This window comes from Streptococcus parasanguinis (assembly GCF_015556095.1).
Taxonomy (GTDB): domain Bacteria; phylum Bacillota; class Bacilli; order Lactobacillales; family Streptococcaceae; genus Streptococcus; species Streptococcus parasanguinis_Q.
Map to the genome: position 1 here is coordinate 515,904 of NZ_JADNLT010000001.1, position 14,284 is coordinate 530,187.

Annotated in this window: 13 protein-coding genes and 2 pseudogenes; all 15 read right to left on the minus strand. The window is 42.4% G+C overall.

Features of this window, described 5'->3' with window-relative positions:
• Positions 1-114 precede the first annotated feature (114 nt).
• Positions 115-2,083: pseudogene (locus I2E70_RS02570) on the minus strand (PTS fructose transporter subunit IIABC).
• Positions 2,080-2,991 (minus strand): 1-phosphofructokinase, encoded by a 912-nt coding sequence (pfkB, locus tag I2E70_RS02575; protein WP_070662261.1) that lies wholly within the window; start codon positions 2,989-2,991, stop codon positions 2,080-2,082. The pseudogene I2E70_RS02570 and the gene pfkB overlap by 4 nt, the downstream one beginning before the upstream one ends.
• Complete coding sequence (locus tag I2E70_RS02580; RefSeq protein WP_031573070.1) at positions 2,988-3,731, minus strand: DeoR/GlpR family DNA-binding transcription regulator; 744 nt, start codon at positions 3,729-3,731, stop codon at positions 2,988-2,990. Before I2E70_RS02580 ends, pfkB begins: the two co-directional genes overlap by 4 nt.
• Positions 3,732-3,960: 229 nt before the next feature.
• Positions 3,961-6,282 carry a CAP domain-containing protein gene (locus I2E70_RS02585; protein WP_195423281.1) on the minus strand — a complete coding sequence of 774 codons (2,322 nt, stop codon included), beginning with the start codon at positions 6,280-6,282 and terminating at the stop codon, positions 3,961-3,963.
• Positions 6,283-6,420: 138 nt separating this feature from the next.
• On the minus strand, positions 6,421-7,137 hold the full coding sequence (gene trmD / locus I2E70_RS02590) for a tRNA (guanosine(37)-N1)-methyltransferase TrmD (RefSeq protein ID WP_003007469.1): 717 nt from the start codon (positions 7,135-7,137) through the stop codon (positions 6,421-6,423).
• A complete protein-coding gene (rimM, locus tag I2E70_RS02595; RefSeq protein ID WP_195423283.1) occupies positions 7,127-7,645 on the minus strand; it encodes a ribosome maturation factor RimM in 519 nt (172 codons plus the stop codon). The genes trmD and rimM overlap by 11 nt, the downstream gene beginning before the upstream one ends.
• Positions 7,646-7,681: 36 nt before the next feature.
• A pseudogene (locus tag I2E70_RS02600) lies at positions 7,682-8,465 on the minus strand (alpha/beta fold hydrolase).
• A 75-nt stretch (positions 8,466-8,540) separates the two neighbouring features.
• Positions 8,541-8,873, minus strand: a complete 333-nt coding sequence (locus I2E70_RS02605; protein WP_013903651.1) for a MazG nucleotide pyrophosphohydrolase domain-containing protein — start codon at positions 8,871-8,873, stop codon at positions 8,541-8,543.
• Between the two features lie 42 nt (positions 8,874-8,915).
• Positions 8,916-9,155, minus strand: a complete 240-nt coding sequence (gene kphA, locus I2E70_RS02610; RefSeq protein ID WP_003001620.1) for an RNA-binding protein KphA — start codon at positions 9,153-9,155, stop codon at positions 8,916-8,918.
• 20 nt (positions 9,156-9,175) lie between these two features.
• A complete protein-coding gene (rpsP, locus tag I2E70_RS02615) occupies positions 9,176-9,448 on the minus strand; it encodes a 30S ribosomal protein S16 (RefSeq protein WP_003007475.1) in 273 nt (90 codons plus the stop codon).
• 123 nt (positions 9,449-9,571) lie between these two features.
• The gene (locus tag I2E70_RS02620) at positions 9,572-10,261 is read right to left on the minus strand and encodes a YjjG family noncanonical pyrimidine nucleotidase (protein ID WP_195423285.1); all 690 of its coding nucleotides are present in this window, start codon (positions 10,259-10,261) and stop codon (positions 9,572-9,574) included.
• Positions 10,261-10,755 carry a YkgJ family cysteine cluster protein gene (locus tag I2E70_RS02625; protein ID WP_195423287.1) on the minus strand — a complete coding sequence of 165 codons (495 nt, stop codon included), beginning with the start codon at positions 10,753-10,755 and terminating at the stop codon, positions 10,261-10,263. The genes I2E70_RS02620 and I2E70_RS02625 overlap by 1 nt, the downstream gene beginning before the upstream one ends.
• Positions 10,756-10,839: 84 nt before the next feature.
• The gene (locus I2E70_RS02630) at positions 10,840-11,484 is read right to left on the minus strand and encodes a hypothetical protein (RefSeq protein ID WP_195423289.1); all 645 of its coding nucleotides are present in this window, start codon (positions 11,482-11,484) and stop codon (positions 10,840-10,842) included.
• 308 nt (positions 11,485-11,792) lie between these two features.
• Positions 11,793-13,619 (minus strand): translation elongation factor 4, encoded by a 1,827-nt coding sequence (gene lepA / locus I2E70_RS02635; protein WP_009731117.1) that lies wholly within the window; start codon positions 13,617-13,619, stop codon positions 11,793-11,795.
• 66 nt (positions 13,620-13,685) lie between these two features.
• Positions 13,686-14,123 carry a GNAT family N-acetyltransferase gene (locus I2E70_RS02640; protein ID WP_195423291.1) on the minus strand — a complete coding sequence of 146 codons (438 nt, stop codon included), beginning with the start codon at positions 14,121-14,123 and terminating at the stop codon, positions 13,686-13,688.
• Positions 14,124-14,284 lie beyond the last annotated feature (161 nt).

Sequence of the window (14,284 nt, forward strand, 5' to 3'; positions counted from 1 at the left end):
AAGAAAAATGCTTTCTACTATCATATCGAAATCTATAGAGATATGCAACTTCATCACTAGTTGGTGTTTTTGCGCAATAAAAAAGGTTGGGCATTCCCAACCTTTTAATCATATTTAGTTTTTAGGTTTGCGAAGCAATCCGAACAAGATACCACTTACGACTGCACCGATCAATACGAACAAGATGTAAAGAAGTGGATTTGAAGTAAGGGCGATAACGAAGATACCTCCGTGAGGAGCCATGAGTTTCAAGCCTGCAAGACCAACAAGGGCACCTGTCAAAGCTGAACCTACGATGAAGCTTGGAATCGCACGCGCTGGGTCAGCTGCACCGAATGGAATGGCACCTTCTGTGATGAAGGAAAGACCCATAACAATGTTAGTCAAACCAGAATCGCGTTCTTCTTTAGTAAATTTGTCTTTGAACAAAACTGTAGCCACAAAGACTGCCAATGGAGGAACCATACCAGCTGCCATAACAGCTGCCATAACAATAGAACCACCTGAAGCAACAGATTCAGCAAGTGTACCTGTAGCGAAGACATAAGCGGCTTTGTTAACTGGTCCACCCATATCGACAGCCATCATACCGCCGACGAGAAGTCCAAGAAGGACAGCTGAGCTACCTGACAAGCTTGAAAGGAAGTTGTTAAGACCAGTATTAATAGCAGCCATTGGAATATTGATGAGGAACATCAAGAATCCTGTCAAACCAACACCAAGCAATGGCAAGAGAAGGATTGAACGGATACCATCGAGTGAACGTGGAAGACCTGCAAGGGCTTTGCGAAGTAAGAGAACAACTCCACCTGCAAGGAAACCACCTACCAAAGCTCCAAGGAAACCTGATGATACGGCTGCTGGTAATTCACCTTTAGCAGCACCGTAGGCGATATTTCCAAATGCTGACCCTGAGCTAGCAATAGATCCAGCGATAAACCCTGCTACAAAACCAGGTTTTTCAGCGATTGAGAATCCAATGTAACCTGCAAGTACAGGAAGCATGAAGCCAAAGGCTACTCCACCAATTGTTTTAAATTGTGCTGCTAATACATGATAAGAACCAAGACTAGACAATTGATCTTGAGGTACACCCATAACTTGGTCAATCAAGAAGGCAAGGGCGATCAAGATACCACCACCGATAACGAATGGAAGCATTTGAGAAACCCCACTCATCAAGTGTTTGTAGAAGGCTCCACCCAAGCTCAATTTTTCTTGGCTAGCGCTAGTTTGGGCAGCATTTTCAGCGTGGAAGACATCTGCTTTGCCATCCAAGATGGTTTGGATCAATTCTTCTGTCTGACGGATACCAGCTGCGACTGGTTTAGAGATCAATTTTTTGCCATCGAAACGAGCGGTTTCAACTGCTTTGTCCGCTGCGATGATAACCCCTTCAGCTTTGGCGATTTCTTCAGCTGTCAAGTGGTTGCCGACACCAGATGCCCCGTTTGTTTCAACGCGGACCGTAACACCCATTTCTTCCCCTTTTTTGATGAGGGCTTCTTCTGCCATGTAAGTGTGGGCGATCCCTGTTGTACATGCTGTAACGGCAACGATCAATGGTTTGTCAGATGAGGCTGCTTCTTTGACTGCTTCTGCTTTTTTCGCTTCTTCAGCTGCAGCTTCTTGTTCTTCTGCATCAAAGGCTGCGATCACTTGATCAGGAGTGCTTGCTTGGCGAAGTTTGTCCGCAAATCCTGGTTTCATCAAGTACTTAGACAAATTCAGCAAGGGCTGCCAAGTGAGTGTCGTTTGCTCCTTCTGGAGCTGCGATCATGAAGAACAAGTCTGTTGGTTGACCATCAAGCGATGCATAGTCCACACCCTTGTTTGATTTTGCAAACAAGACTGTAGCTTCTTTAACTGCTTCATTTTTGCTGTGGGGCATAGCAATTCCGTCACCCAAACCAGTTGAAGTTTGTGCTTCACGGTTCATGATTCCAGCCTTGAAGGTGTCAAAATCTGTCACCACACCTTTGTCAACGAGCGATTGGACCATCTCATTGATCACGCCCTCTTTATCTGTTGCTTGAAGGTCAAACAACATCACGTTTTTATTTAAAACGTCTTGAATTTTCATAGTTTTTCTACCTCTACTTTTTCATAAGTTTCTTTTATATAATCAGCTGTTGCCAAATCATCTGAGAAGGTGGTTGCTGTTCCGCAAGCCACACCCCATTTGAAGGCTTCGATAACATCTCCCGTCGTTGCGAGCTTCCCAGTGAAGCCTGCCACCATGGAATCTCCAGCCCCGACAGAATTCTTCACTTGACCTTTAATTGGTTTTGCGAAGTAAGTGCCACTAGGACTGACCAGAAGAGCACCATCACCCGCCATGGAAATAATGACGTTTTGTGCTCCTTTGGCCAAGATTTCTTTGGCATAGCGTTCAATTTCTGGCAATTCCGTCAAGGTAACGCCAAAAATATCTCCCAATTCATGGTTGTTTGGTTTGACCAATTGGGGATTGAACTCCAAGGAATCAATCAAGGTTTGCCCTTCAAAGTCGCAAACCACTTGCGCACCTGTCGCACGAGTTGCTGCGATCAATTCTTTGTAAATGGCATTGCCGAGTGAAGATGGAGCAGATCCTGCAAAGACTACAACATCATCTTCTGTTAAGCTCGATAAGATGTTGAGCAATTCTTGCAACTGAGCTTCCGTCACTTCTGGGCCATTCCCATTGATCTCTGTTTCCTCATCAGCTTTGATCTTGACATTGATCCGTGTATCTTGGTCTACTGTCACAAAGTTGGTTGAAATGGCTTCGCTAGTCAGTACGTCTTCGATGAAGCGTCCAGTGAAACCACCGATAAATCCCGTCGCTGTGTTCTCGATATCGAGACGTTTCAAGACACGACTGACATTGATTCCCTTACCACCGGCGAATTTATCTTCCGAAGCCATCCGATTGACCGCTCCGGTCTCTACATGATCGAGACGGACAATATAGTCAATTGCTGGATTCAGTGTAACTGTATAAATCAAACCTCTATAACCTCCGTTTTTTCTTTTAAAACCTTTAATCGTTGCGGTTCACTTTGATTGGTGATAATCATTGCTCGCTTGATAGGAGCCACTTTGACAAAGGATGTCACCCCAATTTTCGAATCATCCGCTAGGATATAGGTTTTTTTCGCATTTTCGATAATCGCACGCTTGACAGATCCTTCTTCCAGGTCTGGAGTGCTGTAAAATTCATCATCGATTCCATTCATACCAAGAAAGGCTTTGTCAAAATTCAACTGACCGATCTGATTGAGCGCGATCCCTCCGATACTAGCATCTGTTGAAGATTTTACCTTCCCACCGATGATGACCGTTGGAACATTTCGCTCGACCAACTTGGTCGCATGGTGAATCGAGTTGGTCACCACGGTTACCGTTGGATTGACAATTTCTTGTACCAAAAGTTCATTGGTCGTCCCGGCATCGATAAAGATCACATCATGATCTTTGATCAATTCCGCTGCTTTTACAGCGATCTTTGACTTAACTTGAATGTTTTTGATAGATTTTTCTTTATTGCTTTCTTCCTCTTGAAGAAAATGCAGGCTTTCCGCACCGCCGTGAACCCGGCGAAGTTTACTTTCAGCTTCTAATTCATCCAAGTCACGTCGAACCGTTGATTCAGACGTCCCCAGCTCTTGTACAAGGGTTTCTAAGGAAACAAATTTTTCCTTCAGTACCTTCTCGAGGATGAATTGTTTTCGTTCAGACTTAAGCATTTCTCCTCCTTTTGCAATCGATTACAAGGATTATTATACTCCATCTCCAAAAAATGTCAACACTTTTTATCATTTTCTATCATTTTCTTTCAAACATTCTAAAAGTGTACAAAAAAAGAGTAGGAAAGAACTCATTTTGTTAAGCGAGTTCTTTTCCCACCCTCATCAATCTTCTTTGAAGAGTTTAAGCAATAAAGTGTCTAAGCATTCACTCTATCTTCGGTATGTCTTAATCATTTTTTGAAGATTGTTTCTTTTTCTTGAAACCAAACAATCCAGCAAGTAGCCCGACGGCAACACCTGTTGTTGCTGCTGCATATTTGGAGGAATCAGTTCCAGCCACAGCTTGGCTGTTTTCTTTTTTCGGTTTAATTTCTTCTACTTTAGCTTCTTGTTTTGGCGCCGGAGTAGCTGTTGGTGCTTGCACTTGCGGACTATTGGTAGTTGTTGGAAGAACGGTTGGTCTATCCGAGAAAGTTGTTGGATTGCTTGAGCGGATATCCATTGGCATATCTGCTGCTTCTAAAATAGCTGGATCCATCCGTGAGGCTAGATCTTCATATTGGGAATTCAACAGCTCCACAACACTTTGATAAGATTGAAGGGTTGTAAATTCTGCTTCCAATTTTTCTTTTTTATTCTCTAAATTAGCCACCGCAGCTGATAAAACGGATTGGGCTTTGACCAATAATTCTGGTGCATTTTTAAAGTCAGAAAGACGTTTTTCAGCTGCAACCAGGCGCTCTTGCGCCGCCTTCAAGCCCTCATGCGCTTCTTGAACGACTTGGGCTTTTTCTGCCTCTTCTGCTTTTAAAAGATCTAATTTCTCACGCGCAGCCGCTAACAAATCCTTCGCTTTTTGAAGGGCTGCTTCTTTTGGCTGGATAGCTGCTTCAATCCGACCTCGAGATACATCAAGAGTCGCCTTCGCCTTTTCAACCGCATGGTCCTTGCTAACGAGAAGAATTTTGTAATTTTGGATGGTCTTTTGGACATTGGCCATCTCTACTGCCACATTTGAATTAGCATGGCGGGCATCTTCTAACTTGCCTTGCAAGATAATGATTTGTGACTCTTGATTGGCCTTGTCCAGCTTGAGATTAGCGACTTCATCAGATTTTGCTTTGACATCTGATCTTGTCGTCGTAGCCCCAGCTCCCTGACGCAATTGGTAAGCGAGTGCACTGGTTGACACTGCTGAATTGACTGGGCTGTGTAAGAAAGCTGCTTCTGACATGGCATTGCTAGGGTCATAAGCGACTGATAAAGCTGTCGCTTTGTTGTCTACCATTTGGAGGTAATGACCAACCTTAGCAAAGGCCTCAGCCCCAATCTTCATATAGATATCGTTGGCATCAATTTGAGTTTCGTCTGTTGGTAGACCATATTGAGCCGCTACTTCTTGATAAGCCGCTTTTTCATTGTACCAAAAGTCAACCGCACCAGCAGGTGAGAAGCCATATGCAATGTTCTCGTTTGGCAAATACTTAAACATATGCCAGTTGGCTTTTTTGAAGTATTCCAACTGTACTTGACTGGCAGGAAGGGAATAAGGATCCAGCTCCAATTCAGGCAAGCCGGCATTGCGACGATAGCTATTGATGGCATCCGCAATTTCAAGAGCTCGAAGGTTGGCTTGCAAAGATCCAGACTCTCCAACTGTCAAGCCATCTTCTTCCCGACCACGCTTGTAGAGGGCTAAAGCACTCGCTGCAGCTTCATTGCCATTCTCGGCTAAGTGTTGCAAATAACCTTCATAAGTCGCTTGACTCAACTGAACTGGGCTATTGGCCGCTGCTTGTTCTAAGGCTGCCAATTCTGCTTCCTTGGTAGCGATGACCGCTTTCAAATCTGTCAGACGCGTTTGAGCCAGTTGAATATCGTTCTCAATTTGAGCCACTGCATCTGAACCGGTTTGCTGACTCGCTTGCAAGGTCGCCAGATAATTCTGAGATTCTCGAATACTTTGCTCGACTTGGCTTTGCTCCAACAAGGCCTGGTTTAGCACATTCTCATCATTTGAAATCGGTGCTTTTGCTTGGTTCAATTCATTTTGTGCTACATCGACCAAAGATTCCTGAGCAGTAACCTGATTTTCCTGTTGACGAACAGCCTCTACGACTTGGTCATGGGCAGCTTCTGCTTCTCGAACCTTATTTTCTTCGATAGTCACATAGGCTTGAGCCACCTTGACGTCATTTTCTGCATTCTGAACTTGGGCATCCGATGTCGTTGCGATGAGGTTTTCCGCATCCGTCACTTCTGCTTTCTTTTCTTCCAGTTCTTGTCCAGCCGCCTTGACATCCGTTTGAGCATCGATCACTTTTTGCTCTTGGTAGTGGATATCTTTTACCACTTGGCCTTTTTGAGCTGTGATTTGCTTCAACTCATCAACCGTAATTGGTTTCTCGACTACTTCCGTGCTGTTGGTTTCTGGATTTTCATTTTGTTTGACCTCTTCGGCATTTGCCTTGTGATGAAACATGCCAGATAGGACCGTTGTCGCAGCAATCCCTGTCGTGAAAACCGATTTTCCTAATTTCTTTCCCATTAAACTCACCCCCAAAACTGAATTATTTTCTTGAAGTTTCTCTACCCCTTAGCATACCACATTTTGTTACCAATAACTAGTAGGTTTAAAAAGTTTTTTTCATAAATTTTTGAGGCAAAAGAAAAACAGCTGACGCTGTTAGTCTTCTTGTTTAATTTGTTCCAACATCTTCTCTTCTTCTGCTGTCAACTCATAGTTTTCTAGCAAGTCTGGACGACGTTCTAAGGTCTTTTTCAAACTCTGATAGAGGCGCCACTGACGAATATTTTCATGGTGACCACTCATAAGAACATCTGGAACTGTCATTCCTCTGTATTCATAAGGCCGGGTGTATTGAGGATACTCTAAGAGACCAGAGGAGAAACTGTCATCCTGGTGGCTGGACTCTTTTCCGATCACTTCTGGAATCAAGCGTACCGTCGCATCAATCATAGTCATGGCCGCTAGCTCGCCACCCGTCAGGACATAATCGCCAAGAGAAATCTCATCCGTCACCAAGGTCTTGATCCGCTCGTCGTAGCCCTCATAGTGACCACAGATAAAAATCAATTCTTCTTCCTGAGCCAACTCTTCTGCGTAGGCTTGGTCGAAGGTCCGACCAGCAGGATCCAGCAGGATCACGCGCGGATTCTTTTTCTCAATGGCATCAAAGGCATCAAAAATCGGCTGAGCACGTAAGAGCATACCTTGCCCGCCACCATAAGGTTCATCGTCCACATGCCGCGCCTTCTCTGCATTTTCGCGGAAATTATGGTAGTTGATCTCGAGAAGTCCTTTTTCACGCGCCTTTCCGACAATCGAGTGCTCCAAAGGCGAAAACATCTCTGGAAAGAGGGTTAAAATATCAATCTTCATCGTCTAACCCTTCTAAGATGTCTACATCCACCCGGTTCGCTGGGATATCAATATTGAGGACCACTGGTGGGATATAAGGCAAGAGAAGGTCTCGTTTGCCTTTGCGTTTCACCACCCAGACATCATTGGCACCTGGTTGAAGAATCTCCTTGATCTGACCGATCAGTTGGTCATTTTCGTAAACATCAAGGCCGATGATCTCATGGTAATAAAACTCGCCATCCTCCAAATCCGTCAAGTCTTCTTCCGCAACCTTGAGGATAAAGCCTTTGAATTTCTCGATGGCATTGATATGGTACATATCCTTAAACTTGATGATGTCGAAATTCTTGTGCTTGCGATGGCTAGCAATGGTCACCGTTTGGACAAAACGATCCTTCTCATCAAAGAGAGCCAACTCAGCTCCTTTTTTAAAACGCTCTTCCGCAAAGTCTGTCACGGACAAGACCCGCATCTCACCTTGCAAGCCTTGGGTATTGACAATTTTCCCAACGTTAAAATAATTCATTTTATTCTTTACATCCCTCTTTTAATTAATTTATCTCTACAGTTCTCTAATAAGAGCTGCAATTTTTTCCGATTCTGACCACTGTAGATAGTGGTGGTTTCCACCTAGAATGAGTTTTGTATTAGAATTCCAATATTCTGAATCTCTGTACTCTTTTTCTCTGTACGCCTGACAAAATACGAAAACAGGAATATTATCTGCTAAGGACAAACTATCAAAATCTTCAGCGGTAATAGTTACAGATATCTGAAATCCAGGAACTTGCTTTTCCAATTCTAAGCCCTTTTCTTCCATCAATTCCCAAATCAGTCTATCAGTTTCAGGTTCAAATGTTGCTTGAGTTAGTCCCTTAAAATAATTTTTCCGGACCACATTCTTCAATCATTCTCATTTGCTCTTCCATTTCTGGATAAGGATTTTTTGAAAAATCAGCAAACATTATATTTTTTGTTGTTGGTTCAATTGCTATCAAAGCTTGACACTTAATTGGTTTACTCATTAACTTTAAAGCCAAAACACCACTTAAACTATGAACACAAAGTATATAATTGGAAATTTCCAATCCCTTCAGGATTTCAAATACCGCTTCAACAAGATTATCCAAATTAAGTCCTGTTTGACTATGAATCGGACTCCTACCTGTATTCGGAAAATCAATCGTTAAGTAACCTATTGAGGAAGGAAGTTTCTCAAGTATTGGTAGGAAATTTTCATAACTTGGTATCAAACCAGTACCATTTAAACAAACTAGTACTTTATTTCTCTTTTTATAAGTAATAGAGAGACAACCAATCTTTGTAGTTACTTCAAATCGGTTCATATCAAAATAACTCTTTCTAAACAACAATTCACTTAACATTCTTAGGTTTTATTTTATCACGTTCAAGGGATTTTCTCAAATGCTCTTTTTTGCTAAAAAACCTTCCAAATCTTGTTCATGCTGATACTTGATGGCTGCCTTCTTGTCTTTTTCAAAAATGGTCTTCGTTAGGTCGATGTGGTTAATAGCTGCAATTGCTACTGTGTAGTGAATGATATCTGCCAACTCCTTTGCCAATTCCTCGTTTGAATCTTGGACACCCTCTTTTCTACCTGAACGTCCATTTAAAACCTCAGCGACTTCTCCAACTTCTTCCACTAGTTTGATAAAAAGTCCTTCTTCTGTTCTAGATTGTTGGTAATGATCAAGTAAGTATTCCTCTAGTTGTCTAACTGTTAAATCTCTCATTCCTTCTCCTTGCAAAAAAAGCGAGACCCTGTCCCGCTTTTCTTATTTTTCGTCAATAACGATTCTTACTTTTTTATCTTCAGTTGGGACAGAGTAGACAATCGTTCTTATCGCAGAAATGGTGCGACCTTTTCGACCGATTACACGACCAACATCGCTAGGATCAAGGTCAAGATGGTACTCCAAAAATTCAGGAGTATCTTCGATCTTGATGGTTAAAGCATCCGGTTGTGAAATCAAGGGTTTCACAATTGCAATAATGAGATTTTCAATCGTATCCATACATCAACCTACTTAAAAAATTATTTTGAGAATTTAGAATCGTGGAATTTCTTCATCACACCAGCTTTTGAAAGGATGTTGCGAACTGTATCTGAAGGTTGAGCTCCGTCAGCCAACCATGCAAGAACGCGGTCTTCTTTCAAAGTTACTTGGTTTTCTTCAACAAGTGGATTGTAAGTTCCAACTGTTTCGATGAAACGTCCATCACGTGGTGAACGTGAATCTGCTACGTTGATACGGTAGTAAGGTTTTTTCTTAGAACCCATACGAGTCAAACGAATTTTAACTGCCATTTTTATAAGTCTCTTTTCTATATTTTAATTTTCGGTGAAATAGACAAGCTATTTAGCACATGATCTATTATAACACATTTCATCAACCTGTCAAGAAAAAAACTTGACAGTGTTTAAAATTTTTTAATTAAGCAGTAAATCGGCGATTTCTTGATAGGTGCTAACTTCATAAGTTGGCACTACTTGGCTGGTATTTTCCTTGTGATCTGGATTATACCAAACGGTAGCAATCCCCACAGCATTCCCTCCTGCGATATCCGCTGTCAAAGAATCACCGATCATGAGAGTCTCTTCCTTGCTAAACCCCGGAATCAGTTGGCCAACTTTGTCAAAAAATGCAGGTTCTGGTTTCTGAGTATGAAGCTGTTCAGAGATAAAGACCTCTTTAAAATAAGGTGCGATGGTAGAATGAGCTAAGCGTCCTTCTTGAATGGCCGTCACTCCGTTCGTTGCACCATAGAGCTGGTAACCTGCTTTTTTAAGTCGGGCCAGTAAGTCCTCCGCCCCTGGAAAAGATTGCCCTTGAAGACTGATGTAATCTTGGTAGCGAAGAGCCATCTCAGCCCCGTCAACCGTGATCCCAAAGTGGGCAAACCCAATCGCAAACCGACTATCCACGAGTTCTTGTTTGGTGAGCTTCTTTTGTTCCAAGTCCTTCCAGAGCCCTTGGTTCATAGGTTTGTAGTAATCTTTAAAGGCCTCTACATCTGGAAAATTCATGTCTTCTAACATCTGAGTCAAGGCTGTTTCTTCAGCAGATTCAAAATCCAACAAGGTATGGTCCAAATCAAAAAGTAAAAATTTATATGCCATTACAAACGATCCTTCAATTTTTCGACAAATAAATAAGCAGCTGGGCAAGTGAGCGTATTTTTGATGGTCAGATGGTTGATCTGGTAGATCTTCTTGCGATCGGTATGAGGAAACTCTCGACAAGCTTTCGGACGAACATCATAAATCGAACAGAGGTTATCTCCACCTAAGAAAGGGCAAGGCATGGATTTAAAAACCTTGTCCCCATCCTCGTCAACTTGAAGAAACTCCGCCTCAAAAGCAGGAAGTTTCATCTTGAAATACTTGGCGATCCGCGTGATATCTGCTTCCTTAAAATCAGGACCTAAGGTCTTACAGCAATTGGCGCAGACGGTACAATCAATTTCTTGAAAGACTTCATCGTGAATTTCTTGGGCTATTTTATCTAGATTTTTAGGAGGCTTCTTTTTCAGATTCGCCAATACCTTTCGGTGCTCCTTTTGCTTTTGGAGAGCTAACTGATGGTATTTTTCAATATCAATTTCCTGTGTCATCCTCTATTTCCTCTTCTAAACAATAGAAAGATTATACCACAAAGACTCTAAAAAAAGATAGATCCTGAGATCTATCTCACTTGATTAATCCGTTACGGCACCTGTTCCATCCAGGCTCCAGGTATCTTCGATATACGGGATAAAGGTTTTCAGGGTTTCTGCATCTCCTTCAAATGAAATGGTATAAACTTTTTCACCCTTCTGGAAGATCCAAGTAATCAGGTATTGACCAGATTTCATGACAATTTGGAGCTGGTAGGCGTCCAGTCCTGCGACTTTAGTCCGCGCTCCTGTCATCTTCCCAACATCCTGATTGTCTTGCCACATAACGGCTAGTTTCTTGGCCAGAAATTCTGCATTAAATTCCATATCAGCAGGAACTTTGGCTTTTTCTTTGGTAAAACTGTTCAGGGTAACAATATTATAACCACTCCCATCAGTATATTGGACAGCCTCAACACCACTAAGGTCCGTAAACTTGATCCATTTACTTGGAATATTGATGTATCCATAATCTGCATTTCCAATCCGCTTGGTTTCTTGATTGGTAGTGCTTTTCTTTGTAGAAGTAGTATCCTTTGACGAAGAACTACTTGTTTTCTTTTCGACTTTGCTGCTACTTTCTTTTGTAGAAGAAGCTGTTGTATCCTTTTTAGCGGTGTGACTACAAGCCATTAGTGTGCAGGCAGAAAGAATCGTAAGGGATGTGACTAGTAATTTGTGTTTCATACTCAACCTCCTTGAGAACGTTTTCCTTCCCCTAGTCTACCATAAATACAGGTATTTTAAAATAGGATACGTGTCACATCTGATCGAACCTTTCAAATTCAGTTCATTTCTTTTAAACCTAAAACAAAAGGCTGGGACAAAAGTCCTAGCCTTTTAATTGTTTTTGGATTGTCGAGCAAGACGCAGTGGTTGAGTGGGCTCTACTACGCTGATTTCATCAGCTTTTACAGCCCTACTCAACTGTGCGGAGGTGGGACGACGAAATCGAATTCTAACGAATTACCTATTTCTGTCCCACTCTCTAATTGTTATTCTTCATCCATTGACAATACGGATAAGAAGGCTTCCTGTGGCACTTCTACCGAACCGATGGCTTTCATCCGTTTCTTACCGGCTTTTTGTTTTTCAAGAAGCTTTCGTTTCCGTGAGACATCCCCACCATAACACTTGGCCAAGACGTTCTTCCGAAGGGCCTTGATATCTGTACGGGCCACGATCTTATGACCGATGGCTGCTTGGATGGGCACCTCAAACTGTTGACGAGGGATAATCTTCTTAAGCTTCTCAACGATCAACTTACCACGTTCATAGGCAAAGTCCTTGTGAACGATAAAGCTGAGAGCATCGACGGTATCGCCATTAAGAAGGATATCCATTTTAACCAATTTAGATGGACGGTATTCAGACAACTCATAGTCAAAGCTTGCATAGCCACGAGTAGAGGATTTCAATTTATCAAAGAAATCAAAGACAATTTCCGCCAGTGGGATTTGATAGATGACATTGACCCGATTTTCGTCGATGTAGTCCATGGTCACAAAATCCCCACGTTTGCGTTGGGCCAATTCCATGACAGCTCCGACAAACTCTTGTGGCACCATGATCTGCGCCTTTACATAAGGTTCTTCAATCGAAGCGATCTTGGTTGGATCTGGGAACTCAGATGGGTTAGACACATCTAGTGCTTCGCCATCTGTCAAATTAACCTTGTAGATAACAGACGGTGCTGTCATGATCAAGTCAATATTAAACTCACGCTCTAAGCGCTCTTGGATAACGTCCATATGAAGGAGTCCCAAGAAACCACAACGGAAACCAAAACCAAGGGCTTGAGAAGTTTCCGGTTCAAATTGAAGACTAGCGTCATTCAATTGCAATTTTTCCAAGGCTTCACGAAGATCATTATATTTATTGGATTCGATTGGGTAAAGACCAGCAAAGACCATTGGGTTCATCTGCTTGTACCCATGTAGTGGCTCACTTGCTGGATTGGTCGCTAAGGTCACAGTGTCCCCGACACGGGTATCTGCAACGGTCTTGATAGAGGCCGCAATATAACCAACATCTCCTGTAGCAAGGAAATCACGTCCAACTGCTTTAGGAGTAAAGATCCCAACCTCAGTCACATCAAAGGTTTTTCCATTACTCATGAGCTGGATCTTATCGCCTGGTTTGACCATTCCATTGACAACCCGTACCTGAAGGATCACCCCACGATAGGCGTCATAGACGGAATCAAAGATCAAGGCTTGAAGTGGCGCTTCAACATCACCTGTCGGAGCAGGAACTTTCTCAACGATCTGCTCCAAAATCTCTTCAATCCCAATACCAGCCTTGGCAGAAGCTAGCACTGCCTCGCTAGCATCCAAGCCAATCACATCTTCTACTTCTGTGCGCACACGTTCTGGATCTGCAGCTGGTAGGTCAATTTTGTTAATAACTGGCAGAATCTCCAAATCGTTGTCCAAAGCAAGGTAAACATTGGCTAGTGTCTGGGCTTCAATCCCTTGAGCGGCATCCACTACGAGAATGGCTCCCTCACAGGCAGCAAGTGAACGCGAAACCTCATAAGTAAAGTCCACGTGCCCCGGTGTGTCAATCAAGTGGAAGATATAGGTCTCCCCGTCTTTAGCCGTGTAGTTCAACTCGATGGCATTGAGCTTGATGGTAATCCCACGTTCCCGTTCCAGGTCCATGCTATCTAGGAGTTGGGCTTGCATCTCCCGACTAGACACGGTTTCGGTTTTTTCTAAAATTCGATCGGCCAAGGTTGACTTTCCATGGTCAATATGGGCGATGATCGAGAAGTTCCGAATCTTCTCTTGTCGTTTTTTTAATTCTTCAAAATTTGGCATAATCATCTTCCTAGTAAATTTAATCGTACTCTTCATTATAACAAAAAAGATAGGCCTTTGCCTATCTTAATTCATTATTTTCAAAAATCGCTTCTGCGTTTTATTTCCCTCATAGCCTATGTGTTCGTAAAAGATATGGGCTTCTTTTCGATGAGATCCAGAATTTAAACGGATAAAAGCAGAATGTCTGCTTTTGGCAAGTTCTTCAACTCGCTCCATCAATTGGCGACCGATCCCATGTCCTTGCGCAGAAGGGAAAACCGCTAGACCTAAAATATTTAGACCAGCATCACTATAAAGACTTTCATAAACCTCTGCTTCGACATAACCAAGAATTTTGCCTGTTTGGTCCTCTTCGTGTACAAAACAAAAGTGACCCGAGTCTGGCAGATTGAATTTTTCGATCTGAGCTGCCACTTTCTCAAGGGTCGAATCATACCCCAATGCTTGGTGACACAAATCTCGAATTTGACCTGCATCTTTGACTTGAACGCTACGAATCATACCACAACCTCCATGAATTCTTTGATTTTATCTTAGACCTTTTCCCTCAAAAAGTAAAGGAAAATTAAATGAAATTTCAATGGAAAATCCGATTTATATCAAATCAATCTTTTTTCACATTTATCAGGGATTTCTATTTACTTTTTCGATTTAATTCATTA

Excerpts from the sequence above, each read along its gene's own strand:
- rpsP (WP_003007475.1), bottom strand. The coding sequence starts at position 9,448 with ATGGCAGTTAAAATTCGTTTGACTCGTATGGGTTCTAAGAAAAAACCT.
- rimM (WP_195423283.1), bottom strand. The coding sequence starts at position 7,645 with ATGAATTATTTTAACGTTGGGAAAATTGTCAATACCCAAGGCTTGCAA.
- I2E70_RS02605 (WP_013903651.1), bottom strand. The coding sequence starts at position 8,873 with ATGAGAGATTTAACAGTTAGACAACTAGAGGAATACTTACTTGATCAT.
- kphA (WP_003001620.1), bottom strand. The coding sequence starts at position 9,155 with ATGGATACGATTGAAAATCTCATTATTGCAATTGTGAAACCCTTGATT.
- I2E70_RS02640 (WP_195423291.1), bottom strand. The coding sequence starts at position 14,123 with ATGATTCGTAGCGTTCAAGTCAAAGATGCAGGTCAAATTCGAGATTTG.
- lepA (WP_009731117.1), bottom strand. The coding sequence starts at position 13,619 with ATGCCAAATTTTGAAGAATTAAAAAAACGACAAGAGAAGATTCGGAAC.
- I2E70_RS02630 (WP_195423289.1), bottom strand. The coding sequence starts at position 11,484 with ATGAAACACAAATTACTAGTCACATCCCTTACGATTCTTTCTGCCTGC.
- I2E70_RS02620 (WP_195423285.1), bottom strand. The coding sequence starts at position 10,261 with ATGGCATATAAATTTTTACTTTTTGATTTGGACCATACCTTGTTGGAT.
- I2E70_RS02585 (WP_195423281.1), bottom strand. The coding sequence starts at position 6,282 with ATGGGAAAGAAATTAGGAAAATCGGTTTTCACGACAGGGATTGCTGCG.
- trmD (WP_003007469.1), bottom strand. The coding sequence starts at position 7,137 with ATGAAGATTGATATTTTAACCCTCTTTCCAGAGATGTTTTCGCCTTTG.
- I2E70_RS02625 (WP_195423287.1), bottom strand. The coding sequence starts at position 10,755 with ATGACACAGGAAATTGATATTGAAAAATACCATCAGTTAGCTCTCCAA.
- I2E70_RS02580 (WP_031573070.1), bottom strand. The coding sequence starts at position 3,731 with ATGCTTAAGTCTGAACGAAAACAATTCATCCTCGAGAAGGTACTGAAG.